At 37.6% G+C, this 22,611-nt stretch carries 22 protein-coding genes and 2 pseudogenes; 9 read left to right on the forward strand and 15 right to left on the reverse strand.

Annotated elements, in window-relative coordinates; translation table 11 throughout:
* Nucleotides 1-99: 99 nt before the first annotated feature.
* From ACLKL2_RS02620 to ACLKL2_RS02635, 4 genes and pseudogenes are all read right to left on the reverse strand, one after another.
* Nucleotides 100-1,998, reverse strand: a complete 1,899-nt coding sequence (locus tag ACLKL2_RS02620) for a TRAP transporter permease (protein WP_413693265.1) — start codon at nucleotides 1,996-1,998, stop codon at nucleotides 100-102.
* A gap of 417 nt (nucleotides 1,999-2,415) precedes the next feature.
* On the reverse strand, nucleotides 2,416-3,048 hold the full coding sequence (locus tag ACLKL2_RS02625; RefSeq protein WP_413693266.1) for a TAXI family TRAP transporter solute-binding subunit: 633 nt from the start codon (nucleotides 3,046-3,048) through the stop codon (nucleotides 2,416-2,418).
* The gene (locus ACLKL2_RS02630) at nucleotides 2,958-3,344 is read right to left on the reverse strand and encodes a TAXI family TRAP transporter solute-binding subunit (protein WP_413693267.1); all 387 of its coding nucleotides are present in this window, start codon (nucleotides 3,342-3,344) and stop codon (nucleotides 2,958-2,960) included. The genes ACLKL2_RS02625 and ACLKL2_RS02630 overlap by 91 nt, the downstream gene beginning before the upstream one ends.
* Before the next feature lie 204 nt (nucleotides 3,345-3,548).
* Nucleotides 3,549-4,441 (reverse strand): annotated as a pseudogene (locus ACLKL2_RS02635) (LysR family transcriptional regulator).
* A 125-nt stretch (nucleotides 4,442-4,566) separates the two neighbouring features.
* Here ACLKL2_RS02635 and ACLKL2_RS02640 point away from each other — a divergent pair.
* From ACLKL2_RS02640 to ACLKL2_RS02655, 4 genes are all read left to right on the forward strand, one after another.
* Nucleotides 4,567-5,556 carry a zinc-dependent alcohol dehydrogenase family protein gene (locus ACLKL2_RS02640; protein ID WP_413693268.1) on the forward strand — a complete coding sequence of 330 codons (990 nt, stop codon included), beginning with the start codon at nucleotides 4,567-4,569 and terminating at the stop codon, nucleotides 5,554-5,556.
* Nucleotides 5,557-5,629: 73 nt separating this feature from the next.
* Nucleotides 5,630-5,791, forward strand: coding sequence for an SDR family NAD(P)-dependent oxidoreductase (locus ACLKL2_RS02645; RefSeq protein ID WP_413693269.1), 162 nt, complete (start codon nucleotides 5,630-5,632; stop codon nucleotides 5,789-5,791).
* A 13-nt stretch (nucleotides 5,792-5,804) separates the two neighbouring features.
* Entirely contained in the window at nucleotides 5,805-6,425 is a 621-nt protein-coding gene (locus ACLKL2_RS02650; protein ID WP_413694235.1) for an SDR family NAD(P)-dependent oxidoreductase, read from the forward strand.
* 281 nt (nucleotides 6,426-6,706) lie between these two features.
* Nucleotides 6,707-7,255 (forward strand): sulfotransferase, encoded by a 549-nt coding sequence (locus tag ACLKL2_RS02655; protein ID WP_413693270.1) that lies wholly within the window; start codon nucleotides 6,707-6,709, stop codon nucleotides 7,253-7,255.
* 17 nt (nucleotides 7,256-7,272) lie between these two features.
* On the opposite strand, the gene ACLKL2_RS02660 is transcribed toward ACLKL2_RS02655, so the two are convergent.
* Nucleotides 7,273-8,007: a tRNA1(Val) (adenine(37)-N6)-methyltransferase gene (locus ACLKL2_RS02660; protein WP_413693271.1), complete on the reverse strand. Its 735-nt coding sequence runs from the start codon at nucleotides 8,005-8,007 to the stop codon at nucleotides 7,273-7,275.
* A gap of 170 nt (nucleotides 8,008-8,177) precedes the next feature.
* Between ACLKL2_RS02660 and ACLKL2_RS02665 the strand changes: the two genes are divergently transcribed.
* Both ACLKL2_RS02665 and ACLKL2_RS02670 read left to right on the forward strand, forming a co-directional pair.
* Entirely contained in the window at nucleotides 8,178-9,281 is a 1,104-nt protein-coding gene (locus tag ACLKL2_RS02665; protein ID WP_413693272.1) for a phosphoribosylaminoimidazolesuccinocarboxamide synthase, read from the forward strand.
* Between the two features lie 67 nt (nucleotides 9,282-9,348).
* Nucleotides 9,349-9,561: a DUF2897 family protein gene (locus ACLKL2_RS02670; protein ID WP_413693273.1), complete on the forward strand. Its 213-nt coding sequence runs from the start codon at nucleotides 9,349-9,351 to the stop codon at nucleotides 9,559-9,561.
* 22 nt (nucleotides 9,562-9,583) lie between these two features.
* Here the strand turns inward: ACLKL2_RS02670 and bamC are convergent, their stop codons facing one another.
* A complete protein-coding gene (gene bamC / locus ACLKL2_RS02675) occupies nucleotides 9,584-10,702 on the reverse strand; it encodes an outer membrane protein assembly factor BamC (protein ID WP_113819204.1) in 1,119 nt (372 codons plus the stop codon).
* Entirely contained in the window at nucleotides 10,699-11,580 is an 882-nt protein-coding gene (dapA, locus tag ACLKL2_RS02680; RefSeq protein WP_113819205.1) for a 4-hydroxy-tetrahydrodipicolinate synthase, read from the reverse strand. The genes bamC and dapA overlap by 4 nt, the downstream gene beginning before the upstream one ends.
* Nucleotides 11,581-11,888: 308 nt before the next feature.
* Between dapA and ACLKL2_RS02685 the strand changes: the two genes are divergently transcribed.
* The gene (locus ACLKL2_RS02685) at nucleotides 11,889-12,740 is read left to right on the forward strand and encodes a tetratricopeptide repeat protein (RefSeq protein ID WP_413693274.1); all 852 of its coding nucleotides are present in this window, start codon (nucleotides 11,889-11,891) and stop codon (nucleotides 12,738-12,740) included.
* A 647-nt stretch (nucleotides 12,741-13,387) separates the two neighbouring features.
* Here the strand turns inward: ACLKL2_RS02685 and bioD (ACLKL2_RS02690) are convergent.
* Genes bioD (ACLKL2_RS02690) through bioB form a run of 6 tightly spaced genes read right to left on the reverse strand, consistent with a single transcriptional unit; the run spans nucleotide 13,388 to nucleotide 17,131 of the window.
* A complete protein-coding gene (gene bioD / locus ACLKL2_RS02690; RefSeq protein ID WP_413693275.1) occupies nucleotides 13,388-13,870 on the reverse strand; it encodes a dethiobiotin synthase in 483 nt (160 codons plus the stop codon).
* Entirely contained in the window at nucleotides 13,867-14,112 is a 246-nt protein-coding gene (bioD, locus tag ACLKL2_RS02695; protein ID WP_413693276.1) for an ATP-dependent dethiobiotin synthetase BioD, read from the reverse strand. Before bioD (ACLKL2_RS02695) ends, bioD (ACLKL2_RS02690) begins: the two co-directional genes overlap by 4 nt.
* 15 nt (nucleotides 14,113-14,127) lie before the next feature.
* Nucleotides 14,128-14,919: a malonyl-ACP O-methyltransferase BioC gene (bioC, locus tag ACLKL2_RS02700; protein WP_413693277.1), complete on the reverse strand. Its 792-nt coding sequence runs from the start codon at nucleotides 14,917-14,919 to the stop codon at nucleotides 14,128-14,130.
* Nucleotides 14,903-15,844, reverse strand: coding sequence for an aminotransferase class I/II-fold pyridoxal phosphate-dependent enzyme (locus tag ACLKL2_RS02705; RefSeq protein ID WP_413693278.1), 942 nt, complete (start codon nucleotides 15,842-15,844; stop codon nucleotides 14,903-14,905). The genes bioC and ACLKL2_RS02705 overlap by 17 nt, the downstream gene beginning before the upstream one ends.
* 20 nt (nucleotides 15,845-15,864) lie before the next feature.
* A complete protein-coding gene (locus tag ACLKL2_RS02710) occupies nucleotides 15,865-16,074 on the reverse strand; it encodes a hypothetical protein (protein ID WP_413693279.1) in 210 nt (69 codons plus the stop codon).
* Nucleotides 16,064-17,131: a biotin synthase BioB gene (gene bioB / locus ACLKL2_RS02715; RefSeq protein ID WP_413693280.1), complete on the reverse strand. Its 1,068-nt coding sequence runs from the start codon at nucleotides 17,129-17,131 to the stop codon at nucleotides 16,064-16,066. Before bioB ends, ACLKL2_RS02710 begins: the two co-directional genes overlap by 11 nt.
* Nucleotides 17,132-17,229: 98 nt before the next feature.
* Here bioB and bioA point away from each other — a divergent pair.
* Nucleotides 17,230-18,530 (forward strand): annotated as a pseudogene (gene bioA / locus ACLKL2_RS02720) (adenosylmethionine--8-amino-7-oxononanoate transaminase).
* Between the two features lie 202 nt (nucleotides 18,531-18,732).
* Nucleotides 18,733-20,133, forward strand: a complete 1,401-nt coding sequence (gene asnS / locus ACLKL2_RS02725) for an asparagine--tRNA ligase (RefSeq protein WP_413693281.1) — start codon at nucleotides 18,733-18,735, stop codon at nucleotides 20,131-20,133.
* A 296-nt stretch (nucleotides 20,134-20,429) separates the two neighbouring features.
* On the opposite strand, the gene purF is transcribed toward asnS, so the two are convergent.
* Nucleotides 20,430-21,944 carry an amidophosphoribosyltransferase gene (gene purF / locus ACLKL2_RS02730; RefSeq protein ID WP_113818190.1) on the reverse strand — a complete coding sequence of 505 codons (1,515 nt, stop codon included), beginning with the start codon at nucleotides 21,942-21,944 and terminating at the stop codon, nucleotides 20,430-20,432.
* 91 nt (nucleotides 21,945-22,035) lie between these two features.
* Nucleotides 22,036-22,539, reverse strand: coding sequence for a CvpA family protein (locus ACLKL2_RS02735; protein ID WP_413693282.1), 504 nt, complete (start codon nucleotides 22,537-22,539; stop codon nucleotides 22,036-22,038).
* Nucleotides 22,540-22,611: the final 72 nt, after the last annotated feature.

The following is a 22,611-nucleotide window of genomic DNA, read 5'->3' on the forward strand; positions in this document are numbered from 1 at the left end:
TTATGAGATAATAAATCATTAAGTTAAGCTGTTTAAAGAAACATTTGTTACCTTTAAAACAGCTTATCTTATCTAAAAGGTTAATAACTGCCTAAGTACTTATATTACTTTGCTAGCTAATGCATTCTCATTTTTAGAGCTGCGTATGTTGAACAAAGTTATCATGACTATGAGTGCTAAACCAACAGCATTAACATAAGGCTGATGTATTAGCATAGCAAAAGCTGAAACTAATAACACTATACGAGAAAGCAGTGATAATTTAGTCGCTAAGCGCCCTTCAATACATCCAGCAAAGGCAACAATTAACCCAACAGTTAGCACTATTGCAACAACAAAGTCTACATTTTTACCTTCCATCCAGATTAAGCCTGAAAATGCCATCATAATTGGAATAATAAAAAAGCCTTGTGCTAATTTAAAGGCTTGTACCGCAGATTTCATCGGAGAGGTATTAGCAATACCTGCAGCAGCAAAGGCAGCTAAGGCTATAGGCGGTGTTACATTTGAGGTTTGTGATAACCAGAAAACAATCATATGTGCCGCTAATAACCCAACTCCTAACTCAGTCAAACTTGGCACGGCCATGATAGATAATACGATATAAGCCGCAGTTACTGGTAACCCCATTCCTAAAATCACAGCTGCAATAGCAATAAGTCCTAATACAGACCATAGATGCCCACCTGAAAGCGCCATCAGGAATTGCGTGAACTGCAAGCCAATACCCGTTTGTCCTACTACACCTACAACAATACCTGCTGTACCGCAGGCAACACTGATTGGCAGTGCTAAAATTGCCCCTTCTTTCATACCTTCAAAGAATACACCAATAGTAATTCGACTATGCTTACGGCACATCGCCGCTACAAGAATCGCAACACAACCTGTAATGCCTACTAGGATCGGTGAATAACTCATCAATAAAAGCGTAGTAATAAGAATTAAAGGCACTAAAAAATGCCAGCCTTCTTTTAATACTACAGATATTTTTTCAGTTACATCCATCCCTTGTAACCCTAATTTACAAGCCATTAAATGCACATAAAGTAAGGTACAAGCAAAATACAAAATAGCCGGAGCAATAGAAACTAATAAGATTTCACTGTAAGGAATACCTGTAAACTGAGCCATTACAAAGGCACCCGCTCCCATTACAGGTGGCATGATTTGTCCGCCCGTTGAAGCGGCGGCTTCAATACCAGCAGCTTGCTCAGACTTATAGCCTAATTTCTTCATCATAGGGATGGTTAAAGCGCCTGTTGTTACTGTATTAGCAATCGCAGAGCCAGAAATAGAGCCTAAAGCCGCTGATGCTAATACACTTGCTTTCGCTGGACCACCACGGTATTTACCGGCTAGTGAAAATGATGCGTCAATAAAGAATTTGCCTGCTCCAGTGACTTGTAAAAAAGCACCAAATAATACGAAGATGAAAACCACACCTGCTGCAATCGCTAACGGTGCACCATAAATACCGTTAGTAGAGAAGATATGGAATCTTACAATCTCTTCAATTGAAAAACCTTTACTAGCCACTGAACCGGGTAAATAATTACCAAAAATGGCATAAGTAAGGAATAAAGCTGCAATTAATACCATCACCATACCAACGGTCCGGCGTGTCGCTTCTAAAAGCAACACCATAATAATTAATCCCGATAACTGATCTAATGAGGTTAAGCCGTCCATTAGGAACATAATGTCGTCGTAATCAAAAGACACTATCTGATAAGAAGCCCAAGCAATGGCTGCAATACACACAATATCAATTGTACGACCCAGCATATAAATAGCGGTTGATTTTTCTGACTTGACTAAGGGTAGTGTTAAAAACACCAAAATAAGCACCCAACTTAAATGAATAGGTCTAAATACAGGTGCAGATAAATCTGCGGTAATGCCTTGCCAGATTTGAAATACAGAAAGCGAGATGGCTGCTAATGCAGCAATTAAAACGAATTTATCTGAATACCAGCGAGTAGTTGATTCTGTCATGCTTTTCTCCGAAGCGAATTTCTTATACTAATTATATTAAATAAATGATCTAAATTTTTTGCAGGAAAAAATGACGTAATTTAAGGTGTAAACTGCAGTAAAGGGTTATCCCCTTTATCAAACTTACAACGAAACATCTGTTATTTTAACCAGCAAGATAGATCAGTTAATTAGTGTGATCGGTATATACTCCAATCCTTTGTCCAATATCATCGGTATATTTTATTAATTTACAGTTCAATATATCTAATAAACGTTGCATTTTTTATTAAACAGAAAGTAATTATGTTGTTAATGATTAAGGTATTTAATGATTAGTGTTGTAATTTATCAAGGGCGTAAAACCAAAAATACTGCAACTAATCACTAGTTGCAGTATTTGTTTTTACGCTATGGCATTCAAGGATGCCATCTATTTTATTTCATTTGTTCTTTGAAATACTTCATTGAACCAGGGTGTAGGTCAACACCATCTAACTTATTCATGTTTTCTACTGTGGTGAATTTAGTCACACTAATGACCTGGTTAATTTCATCCATATGCTCAAAAGCAACTTTAGTCATTTGATACGCTAAATCTGTATCCATATTTTTATTAACCACAAGAATGTTCCATACCGCTGGTGCACTAAATGCATTAACACCTTTGTAACTTTCCGCGGGTACATCAATAGCTTGGTAAGATGCATTACTTTCAGAGACTGCTTTTAACTCGTCAGCTGTGAAAGATAAAATTCGGATTTTATTAGTGAAAGCCAGTTCAGTGATCGCACCGACACCAACACTACCCACTATCGCACCAGCATCAATTTGACCGGCTGCAATGGCATTAGTTGTTGCAGTGTAGTTCAATGACTGTGCTTCAATATCGCTGTCGTTAATACCTAAAGCCGCTAAGATATTAGTTGAACTTACACGCGTACCTGATCCTGGCGCACCTAAAGATACTTTTTTACCTTTTAAATCTTTAATAGATTGTATATCTGAATCAGCAGGTACAATGAATTGAACGACATTCGGATAAAGTGCAAATAAAGGCGCAACATCCATTTTACGGGGAAAGGTTTTACCCCTTCACTGGCTTGTAATACCACATTGCCCATAGCAATACCGGCCAATTGTTTTTTAGCTGCTACTTTAATAGTATTTTCAACAGAGGCTGCAGTTACTTCTGCACGCATATCAAAATCATCAATATTTTCACTCCAGATTTTAGCTAATATACCACCCAGAGGATAATAGGTACCACTTTGACTACCAGTACCTATAGTGTAATTTTCTGCTAATGCATTAAAAGAAAATAAACATGCTAATCCTAAAATACCATTTCTTATTGTTTTATTCATTTTGATAACCTCATTCCTTGTGCATAGTTTTGTTATGCCTTTGTTAGTCTCATGTTACTGCAAAAGAGTAACATTTAACGTCATACAGACAATGCTTGACTTCACAAACTATGATTTAGCAATCATTATTGAATAATAACTTTCAGTTTCAAGGTTAAAAATTACACAAATTATGCCATATTAATTAATAAGTTACCGTATAAGCTACAATTCCCACGCATTATTATTCTCAAAATGTTGTTTGCAGTAGTCGATAAATGCCCTCACTTTTGGTGCAACTTGACGAGAACTAGGATAGATAGCCCAAATAGAGGTATCTGAAAGTAGCGGGTAATCTTTTAATACTTGAATTAGGCTACCATCAGCTATTTGTTGATGAGCTATCCATTTTGAGCAAATAGTTACCCCTAAACCATTAATGCAGGCATCTCTGATGGCTTCCCCATTATCAGCACTTAAATTGCCCTTGGCTTTAATGTTTAATTCACTTCCATGATCATCGAATACCCAATGATCTAACCCGGTTAAAGTTAAACATTGGTGCTGCTTTAAATCATTTGGGTGTTGTGGTTCACCATTTTCTTTTATATAACCAGGGGCCGCACAAATAATACGTTGATCACTAGTAAGTTTACGCGCGATCAGGCTCGAGTCTTTAAGCTTAGAATTACGGATAGCAATATCGAATCCCCCTCAACTAAATCCACAATAGAATCAGATAATTTTAAATCTATGGTTAAGGCTGGATTATTTTTTAAAAACTCAGTTAATGCGGGGATCAGGTGAATTTTACCAAATGAAGCAGGTGCAGAGATACGTAAACGACCTTGTAAAATATTGGCTTCATTACTGAGTGAGGCTTTAGCCGATAATACACTTGCAATCACATCTTCTGCGTAGGGTAAAAATGCTTTCCCCTCTTCGGTCAAAGACACTTTACGTGTTGTTCGATGGATCAACCTTACTTTTAAATTATCTTCTAGTTTATTAATATGATTACTTGCAACAGCAGCAGAGAGTCCGAGAGCTTCTCCCGCAGAACTAATATTATTGGTATTTGCAATTCTTACAAATAGTTTTAAATGTTCAATATTCAAAACAACACGCCTTATTATCAACAAAAAGTATAAAGTGATTCATTATATTCCAATATTATCAAAATAGTTAGTTGGTAATATACTTATTTCACTTACTAGACATCTACCAATAAAGGGTGAACATTATGAAAGCAATGATATTGAATAGTTACGGCGAAAAAGCAGTATTTGAAAAAACTGAAATTGCACAACCAGCAGTAAAAGCAGGCCATGTTGTTCTTAAAGTTTCAGCGACGAGCATTAACACAGTCGATACTATGATCAAGACTATGGGTGAAGCATTAGGTGGATTATCGCCTGCATTACCAGCTCTACTAGGAATGGATTTTGCCGGTACCATTACTGAGGTTGGTGAAAGTGTTGAAAATTATAAAGTAGGTGATGAAATTTACGGTTGTGCTGGAGGTTTAGCAGATTTACCAGGTGCATTAGCAGAATACATGCTTGCGGATGCAAACTTAATCGCACTGAAACCTAAGACCCTGTCAATGCGTGAAGCCGCTGCACTACCACTTGTTGGCATTACCGCTTATGAAGCGTTGCAACGCGCACAAATTTCTGCAGGTAAAAAAGTATTAGTGCATGGTGGTTCAGGTGGTGTTGGTCACCTTGCTGTTCAACTTGCTAACTACTTTGGTAGTGATGTTTATTCAACGGGTGGCGGCAACAAACAAACCTCTTTAATTGAAAAATTAGGCGCGACTGCAATTGATTATAAGAAAGAAAAAGTAGCGGATTATGTTGAAAAACACACTGGCTCAACTGGCTTTGATATTATTTTCGATACCGTTGGCGGTGAGAATCTTCTGAACTCTTTTGAAGCGGCAGCCTTAAATGGTCAAGTTGCGACTACCACTACTATGTTGTCGTTAGATTTACTACCTGCACACATGAAAGGTTTGTCATTACATGTAGTCTTTATGCTAATTCCAATGTTACACAATGCTAAACGTGAAGAGCACGGTGCCATCTTAGCTGAGTTAGCTAAGATAGTTGAAGCAGGAAGTTTAACACCAGTATTAGACGAAAACCGTTATGCATTTGAACAAGTTGGTGATGCGTATGCACGTTTAACCAGTGGTCAAGGCATGGGTAAAGTCGTTGTAGAAATTTAATCTCTAACTTATTTTACTTTTACAGCTAACCCATAAAATATGGGTTAGCTTTTCTCATATTAGGGGTTCTATTATGCATAAGACAATCTTACTGACTGGTGCAACAGATGGCATTGGTTATGAAACAGCTAAAAAACTTATTGAGTTAGGTCATCATTTAATTATCCATGGGCGTAGTTCTGAAAAGCTAGCCAATACTAAAAAAGCAGCTTTTAGCATTATCGGATCAAGTTAAGGTTGATACTTACATTGCAGACTTATCTAATCTTGATGCCGTTAAAAAATTTGCCGCTGAAATTATTGAGAACTACCAAAAGATTGATGTACTTATTAACAATGCAGGTGTGTTCAAAACCAATCAAACCAAAAATGCACAAGGCTTAGATGTAAGGTTTGTGGTTAATACCATCGCGCCTTTTTACTTAAGTAATGCCCTTGCTCCGCTATTAGGCGAGAACGGTCGAGTTGTTAATTTATCATCTGCAGCTCAATCTCCGGTCAATATGTCTGCCTTAATGGGTAAGATTGACCTTGATCATATGCAAGCTTATTCACAAAGTAAACTTGCTATTCGTTTATGGTCTGAATCTTTTAGAAAAATTGAAGGCAACCCTATCTGCATTTCTGTTAACCCAGGTTCTTTATTGGCAAGTAAAATGGTTAAAGAAGGTTTTGGTATTCCAGGTAGTGACTTAAGTATTGGTGCAAACATCATTACTAAAATTGCCCTATCTCCTTCAATGCGTCAACATAATGGCCAATATTTTGATAATGACCAAGGTCATTTTCATGAAGGAATTACCACTGATGCGCACCAACAGATGGCACAAGAATTAGTTGAATCTATGCAATCCATTATCAGTGCATAGAACACCTAATTTAATACCTACTGATATCATGAACATAACTCAGTAGGTATTGATTGGTTTAAATCTCTATTTATAAAAAAGCACACCCACTAAATCATCCCCTGTGATTGCTATTATTCTATTGCAATAAAATGTTACTCTTCAATTTATACCTGTTAATCATTAAATAACGATCCCATCCATACCTGTTAGAGAGTTGCATTGAGTAAAATATTTATTATCGGCCTACCAAGAACTGGCACCACTAGTATTAGTGTCGCTTTTTAAATCTAGGGTACAAAGTGGCGCATACCGCTTTTACCAAACAATCTTTTGTGTTGGCCGATGTTGTAACCGATTGCCCTTGTTTTTCAGATTATCAACAGTTAGATAAACTGTTTCCTGGTGCACGATTTGTCTATTTAACTAGAGACTTAACAAACTGGTTACCCTCGGTACAAGGTTTACTGAAGAAAATGTTACCGAAACTAGATGCCAATACAGGTGACTTTAGTCCTGTTTTAAAGCGATCTTTTAATGAGACCTTTGATTTAACATCACCTGATTTGCTGAATGAACAACATTTGATTGACTGTTATCAAACGCATCAGCAACAGGTGCTTAGCTATTTTGCAGGACGGACAAACTTTTTATCCATTAATATTAGCGAAACAAATAGTTATTCGCAGCTCTGTAAGTTTTTAACTATTCCCCATGCGCTAGAGGACACTTTCCCTCATGTTAATAAAGGTCAACAAGTTGCCCATTGGAAAGCAGTTAAACATAGTAACAAGATAAGTAGTTTCTGTGCCGGACCTGACCACCGCCAGTTCTTAGAATATAATACCTAATCATTTATCAATAAAGTTTACATTTTCAAATAAAAGTCTTTAGTCAATGTAATAAACGCGTCGCTAAACCCCTCACCTTGATGAATGAATAAGCACGTTTGTTGTGTTGTTATGGCAACATCTTGATCCACTTTGGTTAACTCAATAAGTAAACGAGACACTGGTTTTTTTTGTGTTGTGTACACTTTAGTTAAACGAGACACCGCAAATGGACATTCTTTTTGTTGATTAAAGTGATTAAGTAACTCGATAAAAGCAAAACCTTCAGTGGCGGGTAAAATAAAACTAGCTTTTCCGCCCTCTGCTAGCACTTGGTGACAATCATTTAATAAACGTTGATGGGATAAACTTTCAGTATGCCTAGCTAATGCTCGTTGAGTTTGTTGTGACCGCTCTCCATTATTAAAATAAGGTGGGTTACAGATCACCGCTGTAAACTGTATTTTTTTATTAACAAAACGCTGCAGTGAACACAGTTCAATTATTAAACGTGTTTTCCAAGGCGTTTGCTCACAGTTACTTTTCGCGGCGTTAACCGCATTTATTTCTATGTCGATGCCAGTAATCAACGCATCGGAATTGCGCTGTGCACACATAATACTTAACAGTCCCGCCCCACAACCTATATCTAATATTGTTTCAGCTTTTTCAATATTTGCCCAAGCCCCTAATAAGATACCATCTGTACTTACCGGCATACCGCATTCGCTGGTATCAATATGAAATTGTTTACAGGTAAAACCTTTCGACATGCACAACACCCTTTGGCTACTTTTATCAATTTAGTAATGCTTAAGAAACAGGTATTATACTGATATAACACCATTTTGGCATGAATACTCACAGTGAATCTGTTATCATTCGCGCCTTATCATTTCTTGCAGAAGTTTCTGCTCACTTTGACTTTTTATAGGATATATTTATGAGTCTTGCCGACAAAGTATTAGCTGTAAACAACGACTTACCAATTCGTACAGATCAGCCAGTCCACAGTGGTAAAGTGCGTTCAGTTTATTGGTTAACAGCTGAAGATAGCCAACGTTTAATTGAAGAAAAAGGCTATGATGTTGCCGCTGATGCTCCATTAGCGATCATGGTTATCAGTGACCGTATTTCAGCATTCGATTGTATTTGGCATGGTGAAGGTGGCATGAATGGTGTACCAGGTAAAGGCGCAGCATTAAATGCAATATCTAACCATTGGTTCAAATTGTTTAAAGAGCAAGGCTTAGCAGATAGCCATATTCTAGATATCCCACATCCGTTTATTTGGATCGTACAAAAAGCTCGCCCAGTTATGATTGAAGCTATTGCACGTCAATATATCACTGGTTCAATGTGGCGTGCTTATGATAATGGCGACCGTGAGTTCTGTGGGATCACCCTGCCTGAAAACTTACAAAACAATATTAAATTACCAGAGTTATTAATCACGCCTTCTTCTAAAGGTATTTTACGCGGTATTCCTGGCGTACAAGAAGTAGATGATGTCAATGTAACGCGTAAAAACATTGAAGATAACTTTGCCGCTTTCAACTTTACTGCTAAAGAACATATTGCAGATTATGAAAAGTTACTTAAAGAAGGTTTTGACTTAATCAGTGGTGAATTAGCTAAACTTGATCAAATCTTTGTTGATACAAAATTTGAGTTTGGTTATGTTACTGATAAAGCTGGCAATGAAAAATTAATTTACATGGATGAAGTAGGTACACCTGATTCATCTCGTATTTGGGATGGTCCTGCTTACCGTGAAGGTAAAATTGTAGAAAACTCTAAAGAAGACTTCCGTCAGTTATTATTATCACATTTCCCTGATCCAGATATTTTACTGAATAAAGATCGTATGGAAGAGCGCTCAGCGTTAGCAAAAGATAATGCATTACCAGAAGAAGTATTAATGCAAATATCTAAAACTTATACTGGCATCGCTGAAAAGATCGTTGGTAAGCCGATTGTATTATCGGACAATCCAAAACAAGAGATCATCCATATTCTTCGTGAGCAATACAATTTAATTGAATAGTATTAGATAATCGAGATAATATCAGCAGGACTTAGTTCCTGCTTTTTTGTTCCTTAAGGTTATGTTTATGTCTATTGGTTGGGTTATTTTTATCATTTTTTTAGTGTTAGCTATTATTCTTAGTAATCTTTTGTTACTTAGGAAAAGTGCCAAAATGAAAGTGCCAGATCACGTATTAAAAGCGATTAAAGAGAGAGAAGCTAAGGAAGCAGCCGAAGCCGAAAAAGAATGTGAAGATAAAAAAAGCCTAAGTAAAGACTTAGGCTTTCGATTTAGTTAATAGAGAAGTTGAAACCAATCCACTAAAGTGGTTTTGTTTGACTCTCTTTATCTAAAATAACATTACGTACATTATCCGTAATGCTTAAATATAACTCTGTCACTTGCTGATTAGTTAATGGTTTCTTATCTTCATCTAACCAAGTAATGGAGGTATCACCACCTACTAATTCACCAAGTTGAACAAAGTACTCGCCACCTTCAAGTGTGATCGGGTTAAGCATATTCTCTTGCCAATACTCTTCATCTTGTTCAACAAAGCGTACTAAGAAATAACCTAAGTTTTTATCACTATCAACTAACTTAAAGCTCATTGTACTGAGTAATGATGGAAGTTTAGCCCATGTCTCTAAGAACTCCGCATCTACAATCCAAGCTGTTTGATGATTATCATCAAAGCCTAATTTAATTGGCAATGGACGATTATCAGCAACTTGCTTTGCTTCTATTTGTTGTTTTAAATTAGCAAACTGCAGCATTTCATTGATAAAGCGAATTTCTACATTGCGTTTAGCACGACCTTGTAAAGTATTTTGTACTTGGTAGTCATCGTTTTTTTCTTGATAACTTTGTGCATCTACAACTAATGAAACACTGTGGTTGTCTGGTGCAGTCTCAATGGTTAATTGATACTCGCCCTCTTCCAATACAGTACTTTTACTTAAACTACCGTAAGTACGCTCACTTGTTACTAGCCCTGAATCAATAATAACTGGTGACTGTGACTGTATGTTAGGTGTTGCATTTTTATAGGCTAAGTATTCAAGCGCTAAATCAACTACTTTTTTAGTGTGATCATTATTTTGCTTAAAAGTATTAAACCAAACTTTAGTTTCTGTTTTGCTTGAATCTAAGATCACGCCATCTAATACAGCCATTAGTTGAGCAGGAGGACGCACGTCGACGTCCTTACCTTCTAAACCTAACGCCGTTTGTTCAGCAGTTAACGGTTTGATATCAAACACAGTTCTTTGCTCAACTTGTGGCACATCGCCATGGTCGTATTTGTTGATTAATTCCACGTCTTGATAATCAAATTCACCGCTTGCTTGTGTTCTTGTTTCAAAACGTGCGCAACCAGCAACAACAGAGGTTAAAATAACAACACTGGCTAGTTGGGTTAATGCTTTATTTTTATTCATGAAAGTAATTTTGCTTCAATTAATGCATTACGAACAACTGGTTGGAATTGTTCAGATAATGTGGTCAAGGGTAAGCGTAATGTAGGAGTTGGAATTAACCCTAACTCCGCACAAGCCCATTTCACCGGGATTGGATTCGCTTCATGATATAAATTTGTGTGGATCGGCATAAGTTGTTCATTGATTGCTAATGCTTGCTCGGTTTCACCAGCTAAAGCATGGTCACACATTTGTGTCATTTCTGCAGGTGCAACGTTAGTTGATACAGAGATAACGCCGTGTCCACCTTGTAACATAAAGTCACAACCCGTTGCATCATCACCACTGTAAAGTACAAAATCTTCCGGTACTAATGCTTTGATATCAGCTAAACGTTGTAGGTCACCCGTTGCTTCTTTAATACCAATAATGTTTGGTATCTCAGCTAAGCGAGCTACCGTTTCAGGTAACATATCAACAGCCGTTCTACTAGGCACGTTGTACAGAATTTGTGGTAATTCACAAGACTCAGCGATTGCTTTGAAATGTTGGTATAAACCTTCTTGAGTTGGTTTATTGTAATAAGGAGTTACATTTAAACCAGCAACAATACCGCTGTTAGTGAAAAGTTTACTTAATGCAATGGCTTCTGATGTTGAGTTAGCCCCGTTACCTGCAATAACAGGGATACGGCCAGCAGCATAAGCTATTGTTCGCTCAACTACTTTAACATGGTCATCAACACTGAACGTTGCCGATTCTCCTGACGTACCTACTGCTACAATGGCTGCCGTCTTTGATTTGATATGAAACTCTACGAGTTCTTTTAATGCAATATAATCAATTTCGCCAGTCTGATCCATTGGTGTCACGAGTGCTACAATACTACCTGTTAACATGTAAATGCTCCTTTTATTGAGCGTGTAATGTTACTTTTGCAAGCCTTTAAAAACAAGAAGAAAAACAAACAGATTACTACTCATCTCAAATAATCAACAGTTTCTGATAATCACAGCTTAAATTGATGATTTATTAACCTTAAATAGCTTCAAAGAGCGTTAATATTTATTTAACAATTAAATGAATCATAGTTAAGCTTAATTTAGCGAATATGATACATGTTGTGACCTACAGACACCTTAGATCTTGATGAGTTTCATTCTTCACGTATTATTGGCTAAAATTATTTAAAAACAATGAGGTAAATATGCAAGCTGATATCTTTGATGTCACAGTTCAAGACTTTCAAACAGTGGTTGCTGAAGGCTCAAAAAATAAACCTGTGCTTGTGGTCTTTTGGTCTAGCCAGTGTAATATCTGTAAAACGTTATTGCCCGCCCTAACCCAACTCCAACATGATCATGCCAATGGTTTTACTTTAGCCAGAGTGAATTGCGATACCGAACACCAGATCACACAACATTTTGAAATTAAAAGTGTGCCAACGGCATATATGTTTGTAAACGGACAAGGTGTTGATGGTTTTGCCGGTGAACAAACACCTGCCTTTTTGAACGATTTCATTAATAAGCATTTACCCGATCCAGCATTAGCTTTATTAACCGATGCACAAACGTTATATGCCAAAGGTGAGTTAATAGAAGCAAAAGCGACTCTTTTACAAGCGCAAACATTAAATGATCAAGATAGCCAAATTAAACTCGCATTAGCACAAGTTTACTTAGGTCTAGGTGAATTCGAAAATGCTAAACCGATTTTAGCTAACATTCCTGTAGAACAACAAAGCATGCTTTACCATAGTCTAGTATCAGAACTTGACCAAGCGAAACGCGCTTCACAAACACCTGAAATAACGACATTAGAAAACGCGTTAGAGACTGCACAAGATAAGCAAGCGGTACAATATCAATTAGCCTTGCAGTACCAATTAGTAAAACGTTACAAAGAAGCACTTAACCTTTTATTTACCGTACTATCTACTGATTTAGGGTACGATAATGGCGAAGCAAAAAAAATAATGTTAGATATTCTAGAAACCACTGACGATAAAGCGTTAGTGTCTGAGTACCGCCGTAAACTATATAGTTTGCTTTATTAGGCTTGTATGTGGTCAACATTTCCCTTGGTGACCACACTTTTTTATCAAGGTTTCACTAAATAGCCTAACTTCATAACCTCATTGAAAGTACTTAATGGTCAAGTATCAACATTTCAATATATCTTTATTCGCCAAGTGATCAGCTTAATTTTGATAACACCGTTATGGATAAGATGACCAACAGATAACTATAAAGATAGCTTTGATAAGATTAGTTTTTGGCGATCACAATTTATTGCCGATGGCAGTGCATGTGTAATGATGCAATGGTTGCAATCACTCATTTAACCCTAGCGACTGCAAATACTATGTTCTAGCCACCCCTTTGATGATATTACCCATGCCCCTCTTGATTCTTAAAGAGACTCCACCGTTAAATATTTATAGTCATTTATGTTGTCCAATTTTTATCTTAGTAATTTCAATAACATAATTTATATTAAACTAGGACAACAGATGAATTTTTTAAATTATTTTCATTTTTAGTGTTAACAACATTAACAGGATGTGAAGTGATAGGACCTTCAGTTAAAATTAGTGACCCAAAGTTATCGTTGGTGATTCAAATAAGCACACCAGAATTCATACCAAACAATCGAAAAGTAGTGGAACCTTTTGCCCGCCAGGACAAGCTAAAAAGGTAACTGTTAAACACCTAACAACCTATTAAATTCAATATTAATGTAGTTGCTCAGGTCTTGCTCATCAACATTATCCAAAAACGGTATTACGCCTAATAAAGGCGCATTAATTAACGCTGTTAAGGAATTAATATTTTCTTCTGCATAGGGCAAATCATGTTGAATATGATTTGCTATCCAACCCACCAGTGTTAAGCCACTTTGTTGAATGGCTTTAGCGGTAAGCAAGGCATGATTTAAACACCCAAGTTTTAACCCCACCACTAAAATCACAGGGAATTGCTTTTCAACAACCCAATCGGATAAAAGTTGCTGTCCATTGATAGGTAAATGCCAACCGCCTGCGCCTTCAACGAAAATGAGATCACTTTGCATTGCTTGCAGGTGGGTTAATCCATCTTCGATTTGCTTAACATCAATCTTCACGCCATTTTCAGAAGCTGCAATATGGGGAGCAATGGGTTGTGCAAAAGCAATTGGATTAATCATTTCATAGGGTAATGAAGTACTGCTGTTTTTTGTAAAATTAATGCATCTTCATTGCGTAAACCAGAATCTGTCATCTCACACCCCGCAGAAATTGGCTTGTAACCAATAGTGCTTTTATTTTGTTGATTCGCAGCTTGTAGCAGAGCTCGAGTGCACACGGTTTTGCCAACGTCGGTATCCGTACCCGTGACAAAATAGGTAGTGTTTTCAGCGTGTATCGTTACTTTATTATCTCTTACCATCTATTCTTGCCCTTTTTAATTACTTACTTTAGCCACGACATAACACACTTGATAACTCAGGCAATACATACCGTTATCATCGACAAAAGCTTGATAGCCTTGCGCTAATTTTTCCAATAGTTGTTTGCCAGAAAGGTGATCTTGTTTTTTGCCATGTACATGATTTGCACCAATACCTTTTAAGGCTTTCATAACTGAAATTATGTCTGGGTATCGTTTAATACGTGTTTCAGTACCTAACTCAATATCAGTAAATCCTGCCTCTTGTAATGCAGTAGTGACTTGTTGCTTACTTAAAAACTGATTGATATGTTGTTGTTTATCTACCCTTAACCAGGCTTGCTCTAATTCAAACAATGAGCCGGTTAATAAGGTTGAGAAGTACAGTGTGCCTTTATCGTTTAATACCTGCTTAATCTGCTTTAAACAACTAGTTAGGTCTTGACTCCATTGTAATACTAAACTGGAAAAAACAAGGTCAAACTGACAGGGTTCAAAAGGCAAGTTATCTATATCACCTTCGATTAAACGACAACCTGTTAACTGTTTTTGTTTTACCTGAGCAAGCATCGCTGGTGATAAATCAAAACAGGTTAATTGTTTGACTGTGTTGATGTTATTCAATAATTGAGAGAAATATCCCGTGCCACAGCCTAAATCAAGGGCACTAGCACTGTTCCTTGGTTCATCAACTAAGCCCAACAATTGGTGCCCTATCTCACGTTGTAAATCAGCAAAAATATCATAACGGCTAGCTGCTTTCGAAAATGATGCCTGCACGGCTTGTTTATCAATGGTTATTTGCATCAATTGCCTGCTTTAGTTGTTGTGCGAGTAACAGAATATCTGATTTACAATGGTTAGCGGTGATCGTTACCCGTAACCTTGCACTATTAACAGGAACCGTTGGCGGGCGGATAGCCGTTGTCCATATTCCCTGTTGCTTCAAGTAATCACTGATTAATAGGGCTTGTGAACTGCTGCCGATTAAAACAGGTTGTATCGCAGTATTTGAATCCATTATGGGGATATTAAATCCTGAACAAAGGGTTTTAAAATCTGAAATCAATTCAGCTAAATGATCACGGCGCCATTGCTGTTGTTCAGCTAACTTAGCGGCTTCTCCAATGCAATAAATCATGGCAGGAGGTAACCCAGTAGTGTAAATGTAAGGTTTGGAAAAGTTATTAATGTAATCAATCAACTCAGTTGAACCCGCAATAAATGCACCGCCAACACCTAACGCTTTACCAAAAGTAGCCATATAAATGTCAACCTCTTGTTGGTCAACCTGTGCATTATTGACACAGCCCTTACCTCGGTCACCCAACACACCTAAACCATGTGCATCATCAACCATCAACCAAGCATTATTGCTTTTAGCTATGCTCGATAAGTCAGATATTGGTGCAGTATCTCCATCCATGCTAAACACACCTTCAGAGATAATTAACTTATTGTGTATGGATTGGTAACGATCGAGTAATTGCGTTAAATGTGACAAGTCATTGTGTTTAAACCGATTCATCTGAGCTTTGCTATATAGGCCAGCTTCAATAAGGGATGAGTGATTTAATTTATCTTGCAGTATTAAATCATCTTTACTGAGTAGCAATTTAACAATCGCTTGATTAGCAGAATAACCTGAATTAAACAACGCGATGGCATCAAGATTCAACCAGCTTTTTAATTGCTCAGTAACATCTTGGTGCACCTGGTTATAACCCGTCACTAAATATGATCCACCACTGCCTATTCCAAACAGATCAGCCCCTTTTTCCAGGCATTCACCAAAGCTGGCTCTGAGGCCAACCCTAAGTAATCGTTACTTGAAAAATTCAGGAAGGATTTGTCATTTACCTTTATATGACGTGCTTGTTTACCGCTGATAGCAATACTTGACCGGTGTAAGTGCTGCTGTTTTTGTTGTGCAAGTTGCAGCTCAATAAATTCAAATGACATGGTTATAACTTACTGGTTGCGTCATAAAATAGTTCACCGCGTTCGACATGACGAATAATGGCAGCATCAACGGTTTTTTCAGTTTCATAGGAGAGAAATTAATCTCTTCTTTGTTAATACCTAATTTATTAAATAAACGCATATCTGAGTTTTCATCCGGATTTGCTGTGGTTAATAACTTACAACCATAAAAGATAGAGTTAGCCCCGGCCATAAAACACAAGGCTTGAGTTTGCTCAGACATATCTTCACGCCCAGCAGATAAACGTACATGTGATTTCGGCATAAGAATACGTGCTATCGCAATGGTTTTAATAAACTCAAAGTCATCCAGGTCTTCAACATTATCTAAAGGTGTACCTTTGACTTTTACTAATTTGTTAATGGGTACACTTTCTGGTTGAACAGGCATATTTGCTAATTGTACTAATAAACCGGATCTGTCTTTGCCCTCTTCGCCTAAACCGACAATGCCGCCACTGCACACTTTCATACCGGAATTACGAACGTGGTCTAGAGTGTCTAATCGTTCCTGATAAGATCGAGTGGTGATAATTTCACCGTAATATTCAGGCGAAGTATCTAAATTATGATTGTAGTAGTCCAATCCAGCGCTAGATAATTGCTCGGCTTGATTATTGTCCAGCGTGCCTAGTGTCATACAAGACTCAAGCCCTAACGATTTAACCTCTTTAATCATCTCAACTAAATAAGGCATATCACGTTGCTTAGGATTCTTCCAGGCTGCGCCCATACAAAAACGTGTAGAACCCGTTGCCTTGGCTTCTTTAGCCGCTTTGATCACTTTCTCAACTTCCATTAATGTTTCTTTTTCAAGACCAGTATCATACCGTGCACTTTGTGGACAATATTTACAGTCCTCGGGGCAAGCACCTGTTTTAATGGACAATAAAGTACTGACTTGTACTTGATTATTGGGGAAATTAGCACGGTGTACAGTTTGTGCTTTGAACATTAAATCCATAAATGGCAATGCAAATAAATCATTAACTTCACTGACTGTCCAGTCATGACGGGGTTGATTTTGGTTAAGCATATTAAGGCGACCTAAGTTGAAAAATATTTGGTTAGTTTAATATTGGACGTTACACTGTCAACCTAAAACTTATAAAAACCTTTACAATTGGATGATAAATGAACAATATAGTTTCATCAAAGACCGTAGTTGACCTTGATTTCGATAAACAACATATTTGGCACCCTTATACTTCAATGACCGCACCAATTCCTTGTTACCCAGTAACCAGTGCTGATGGGTGTTTGATTCAGTTACAATCTGGCGAGCAATTAGTGGATGGAATGTCTTCTTGGTGGGCCAGTTTGTTTGGTTACAATGTACCCGCCCTAAATCAAGCTGCCACAGAGCAATTAGGTAAGATGTCACATATCATGTTTGGCGGTTTAACCCATCAACCTGCCGTTGATTTAGCAAAAAAATTAGTTGAGATAACGCCGGACGGTTTAAATAAAGTATTTTTCAGTGATTCAGGCAGTGTTGCAGTGGAAGTTGCCATGAAGATGGCTTTGCAATACTGGCAATCATTAGGGTATGCGAAAACCAAGTTTGTTGCATTAAAAAAAGGGTATCACGGAGATACTTTTGCAGCGATGAGTGTTACCGATCCTGATGGCTCCATGCATGAACTATATCAAGACTTTGTTGCTAAAAATTACTTTACTAAGCAACCCACTATCGCTTTTGATCAAGAATGGAATGATAGTGAAATGCATGAACTGACTAAATTATTAGAAGAAAACCATAATCAAATTGCTGCATTGATTTTGGAGCCCATTGTACAAGGTGCAGGTGGTATGCATTTTTACCATCCTAATTATCTAAAGGCAGTTCGTAAGTTATGTGATCAATATAATGTACTATTCATTGCTGATGAAATCGCAACTGGTTTTGGGCGAACTGGTAAATTATTTGCTTGTGAGCATGCTCAAGTTAGTCCAGATATTCTCTGTTTAGGTAAAGCAATAACCGGGGTTATATGAGTTTTGCTGCAACATTAACAACTAAGAAAGTAGCTAATACAATTAGCCAAGGTAAGGCAGGTGTATTTATGCACGGCCCTACTTTTATGGGGAACCCATTAGCTTGCGCCGTTGCTAATGCCAACTTAGCTATGCTGTTCAATAGTGACTGGAAGCTATTAGTTGACAAGATCGCTTTACAATTACAACAACAACTTACACCTTGTAACAAACTGAAAGCAGTGAACAAAGTAAGAGTATTGGGCGCAATAGGCGTCGTAGAGTTACACCAAGCAGTTGACCTCGCATCTATCCAAAAACAATTTGTAGACACCGGAGTATGGATTCGCCCTTTTGGCAAACTTATCTATATTATGCCGCCTTATATTATTAAGCACTCACAATTAACCAAACTCTGCGATGCAATTTTCCAAGTCTGTGAGGAGTTAAGTAAATAGATAACCCAAATCAAACCACTAACCAGCTAGCCATGTTTAGTAAAATAACTTATTACACTATTTAAGTGCTTATTTAACTGGCAATAGTGTTATTAATATAAGGTCAGAGGCTTGTATCTGAATCTATCCAAGGTAAGATATGCAGCTATCAATATTTTTAGTATAAAACAGTTAACCCTGTGATTATGGAGCACAATTTAAGATGTCAAAAACACCCATTGTTGATATTTTCAACAGCAAATTTGCATTAGGCAGCCAAGTGACAGTAAAAGGCTGGATCCGTACACGTCGTGATTCAAAAGCTGGCATCTCATTTTTAAATATCTACGACGGTTCATGTTTTGATCCGATCCAAGCAGTTGTGCCTGCTGAATTAGAAAATTACACTGCAGATGTATTAAATCTATCTGCTGGTTGTAGTGTTGCAGTAACGGGTGAACTAGTAGAAAGCCCAGGGAAAGGTCAACAATTCGAACTTCAAGCAACTAAAGTTGAAGTGTTAGGTTTTGTACAAGACCCGGATACTTACCCAATGTCTGCAAAACGCCACAGTATTGAATACATGCGCGAACATGCTCACCTTCGCCCTCGTACAAACATGTTTGGTGCGGTGACACGTGTTCGTAACTGTTTATCACATGCTATCCATAACTTCTTTTATGAGCGTGGCTTTAACTGGATCAGCACACCTATCATCACAGGCAGTGACTGTGAAGGTGCTGGTGAAATGTTCCAGGTAAGTACTTTAGATTTAGAAAACTTACCGCGTAACGACCAAGGTAAAATCGATTACAAAAAAGATTTCTTTGGTAAAGAGACTTTCTTAACGGTATCTGGTCAGTTAAATGCTGAAACCTATGCTTGTGCATTAAGCAATGTTTACACTTTCGGCCCAACTTTCCGTGCTGAAAACTCAAACACAACTCGTCATCTTGCAGAATTCTGGATGGTTGAACCTGAAATTGCATTTGCTGATTTAGCGGATGCGGCACAACTAGCTGAAGATATGTTGAAATATGTATTTAACGCAGTATTAACAGAACGTGCTGATGATATGGCTTTCTTTGCTGAGCGTGTAGATAAAGAAGCGATCACTCGTTTACAGAAGATGGTTAATTCTGAATTTGTACGTATGGATTACACTGATGCCATCGACATTCTACAAAAATGTGACAAAACATTTGAGTACCCTGTTGAATGGGGCGTGGATTTACAATCTGAGCATGAACGTTACCTTGCTGAAGAACACGTTGGTGCGCCAATCATTCTTCAAAACTACCCGAAAGACATTAAAGCTTTCTACATGAAACTAAATGAAGATGGCAAAACGGTAGCGGCAATGGACGTACTTGCACCAGGTATTGGTGAAATCATTGGCGGTAGTCAACGTGAAGAAGATTTAGTTGCACTAGATAAGCGTCTTGATGAAATGGGCTTAGATAAAGAAGACTACAGCTGGTACCGCGACTTACGTAAATACGGTACTGTACCACACGCTGGTTTTGGCCTTGGGTTTGAGCGTTTAGTTTCATATGTAACGGGCGTACAAAATATCCGTGACGTAATTGCATTCCCACGTGCACCAGGTACTGCGGAATTCTAATTAGTTTTTAATACTCACTAATATACAAACCAGCCTATCGGCTGGTTTTTTTATGTCTTTAAATATGTAATACCAATTGTATTAAATAACTGATCTAAATTTTGCGCCGGAAAAATGGCTTAGTTTGAGGCGTAAGTTGATGTAAATGGTTGTTCCCTATACGAAACTTACAACGAAAAATAAGTTGTTTTAACAAGTAAAATAGATCAGTTACTTACTATGATTGGTATAATAAGGTACTAAGTATAAAAAAACACAGCCTAAGCTGTGCTTTTAAAGGAGCGATAAAAGAAAGATTAGGCTTCGTTATACATCTCTAAGTTCGCAATCTCTTCTTTTTGAGTTTGGATCTTTTTAGCATCTTCACTACGTAAGCTTGCTAGGTAATCAAAGTACTCTTTATTAATATTGGGTGTCACATATTGACCATCAAATACTGAACATTCAAATTCTTTAATGTTTGGGTTCTGTTTACCAACAGCATCTTTTAGATCTTGAATATCTTGGAAGATTAACTTGTCAGTACCAATACAATCACTGATTTGTTCCGCATTACGGTTATGAGCGATTAACTCTTCAGGTGTTGGCATATCAATACCGTACACATTTGGATGGCGTACTTCTGGTGCTGCAGATGCTAAGTAAACTTTTTTAGCACCAGCTTCACGAACCATTTCAATGATCTGCTCTGAGGTTGTACCACGTACAATAGAGTCATCCACTAACAATACGTTTTTACCTTTGAACTCTGCTGAAATAGGATTCAATTTACGACGTACCGATTTACGACGTTGTGTTTGACCCGGCATGATAAAGGTACGACCGATGTAACGGTTTTTCACAAACCCTTGACGGTACGGCAAACCAAGCTCAACTGAAATTTCTAAGGCAATATCATTAGAAGTTTCTGGAATTGGAATAACTGCATCAATTTCAACATCAGCCCATTCACGTTTAATTTTAGCACCTAATTTACGACCCATCTCTAAACGCGCTTCGTAAACTGAGATACCGTTTAATGTTGAATCTGGACGAGCAAAGTAAACATATTCAAAGATACATGGCGTTAATGACGTCTTTTCAGCGCACTGTTGAGTAAATAATTTACGGTTCTCTGTAATGTAAACGGCTTCACCTGGTTCAACATCGCGTAGGAAACGGAAACCAATTGTATCAAGGCCTACACTTTCAGAAGCAACAATATATTCAATATCACCTTCATCAGTTTGGCGAGACCCTAACACTAATGGACGAATACCATCAGGGTCACGAAATGCAATTAAGCCATGATCAATTATCAACGCAGTTACAGCATAAGCACCGCTGATCTGTTTATGAACTTCAGAAATGGCAGCAAAAATATCATCAGGAGAAAGGTGATCAGTTTTAGTTTTACCTAATTCAGCTGCAAATGTATTTAATAACAGTTCAGAGTCTGAAGTAGTGTTAATATGGCGACGAGACTTCACTAACGCAGCACGTAAATCTTTAGCGTTAGTTAAGTTACCGTTATGCGCTAGGGAAATACCCCAAGGTGAGTTTACGTAGAATGGTTGTGCTTCAGCTGCACTTGAGCTACCTGCTGTTGGGTAACGAACATGACCGATACCACTATTTCCTTTTAAACGTTGCATATGTTTTGTTTCAAACACATCTTTTACTAAGCCGTTAGCTTTGCGTTGTTTAAAGTTGCCGTTGTAAGTCGTTACAATACCAGCGGCATCTTGCCCGCGGTGTTGTAATACAGTCAATGCATCATAAATACTTTGATTGACAGGAGTTGAACCAACTATACCTACTATTCCACACATAAATTGAAGCCTTTCTATTTTTAAGAGAGTTCACAAAAAAGCACAAACGAATGTGCTTTTAATGGAGTGACTAATTTTTGCTAATCAACGATCAAATCTTTGTTGATTGTATATTTTTTAGAAAGCTAGATGAGCTTTCTAAATGTTCAAAGAACCAGGTTATCACTATGCCAAAATGAGGCGGCAATTGCGCCTCTTTCCACCATAAAGTTTCATCGAATGATGTCATGTAATCAATGATGAAGAGTAAAGCGCTCACGATTAAGATACCGCGAATTGCACCAAAAATAACGCCTAATAGTCTGTCTGTACCTGATAAGCCAGTTACTGCTACTAAACGATTAATGATGTAGTTGATTAAGCCACCTATTAATAAGGTAGCAATAAAGAGGATAGCAATGGCGGCACTATTACGAAGTTTAAGGTCTTCTATACCGCTTAAGAATTGCGCCATTTCGGGATAAAAATTACTGGCGATAAAGAATGCAGCGAACCAAGTGGCTAGCGAGACAGCTTCTTTGGTGAAGCCGCGAATTAAGCTAATTAAAGATGATAAACCAATAACACCAAGAATGGTGAAATCAAACCAATTCATACTTATCCCTAAATTGTTGTGGATCTCATAACGCGCGCATTCTATCAGAGAATGTTTTAAAACGCTTTAAAA

This window comes from Psychromonas sp. KJ10-2, assembly GCF_047323255.1.
Lineage (GTDB): Bacteria > Pseudomonadota > Gammaproteobacteria > Enterobacterales > Psychromonadaceae > Psychromonas.

Bases quoted from the DNA above. Each gene is read 5' to 3' on its own strand.
- ACLKL2_RS02620 (WP_413693265.1), bottom strand. From the start codon at position 1,998: ATGACAGAATCAACTACTCGCTGGTATTCAGATAAATTCGTTTTAATT.
- bioC (WP_413693277.1), bottom strand. From the start codon at position 14,919: ATGCAAATAACCATTGATAAACAAGCCGTGCAGGCATCATTTTCGAAA.
- bioD (WP_413693276.1), bottom strand. From the start codon at position 14,112: ATGGTAAGAGATAATAAAGTAACGATACACGCTGAAAACACTACCTAT.
- ACLKL2_RS02640 (WP_413693268.1), top strand. From the start codon at position 4,567: ATGAAAGCAATGATATTGAATAGTTACGGCGAAAAAGCAGTATTTGAA.
- purF (WP_113818190.1), bottom strand. From the start codon at position 21,944: ATGTGTGGAATAGTAGGTATAGTTGGTTCAACTCCTGTCAATCAAAGT.
- asnS (WP_413693281.1), top strand. From the start codon at position 18,733: ATGTCAAAAACACCCATTGTTGATATTTTCAACAGCAAATTTGCATTA.
- ACLKL2_RS02660 (WP_413693271.1), bottom strand. From the start codon at position 8,007: ATGTCGAAAGGTTTTACCTGTAAACAATTTCATATTGATACCAGCGAA.
- ACLKL2_RS02670 (WP_413693273.1), top strand. From the start codon at position 9,349: ATGTCTATTGGTTGGGTTATTTTTATCATTTTTTTAGTGTTAGCTATT.
- bamC (WP_113819204.1), bottom strand. From the start codon at position 10,702: ATGAATAAAAATAAAGCATTAACCCAACTAGCCAGTGTTGTTATTTTA.
- ACLKL2_RS02710 (WP_413693279.1), bottom strand. From the start codon at position 16,074: ATGTCATTTGAATTTATTGAGCTGCAACTTGCACAACAAAAACAGCAG.
- dapA (WP_113819205.1), bottom strand. From the start codon at position 11,580: ATGTTAACAGGTAGTATTGTAGCACTCGTGACACCAATGGATCAGACT.
- ACLKL2_RS02645 (WP_413693269.1), top strand. From the start codon at position 5,630: ATGCATAAGACAATCTTACTGACTGGTGCAACAGATGGCATTGGTTAT.
- ACLKL2_RS02735 (WP_413693282.1), bottom strand. From the start codon at position 22,539: ATGAATTGGTTTGATTTCACCATTCTTGGTGTTATTGGTTTATCATCT.
- bioB (WP_413693280.1), bottom strand. From the start codon at position 17,131: ATGCTTAACCAAAATCAACCCCGTCATGACTGGACAGTCAGTGAAGTT.
- ACLKL2_RS02665 (WP_413693272.1), top strand. From the start codon at position 8,178: ATGAGTCTTGCCGACAAAGTATTAGCTGTAAACAACGACTTACCAATT.
- ACLKL2_RS02685 (WP_413693274.1), top strand. From the start codon at position 11,889: ATGCAAGCTGATATCTTTGATGTCACAGTTCAAGACTTTCAAACAGTG.
- ACLKL2_RS02625 (WP_413693266.1), bottom strand. From the start codon at position 3,048: ATGGATGTTGCGCCTTTATTTGCACTTTATCCGAATGTCGTTCAATTC.
- bioD (WP_413693275.1), bottom strand. From the start codon at position 13,870: ATGATTAATCCAATTGCTTTTGCACAACCCATTGCTCCCCATATTGCA.
- ACLKL2_RS02630 (WP_413693267.1), bottom strand. From the start codon at position 3,344: ATGAATAAAACAATAAGAAATGGTATTTTAGGATTAGCATGTTTATTT.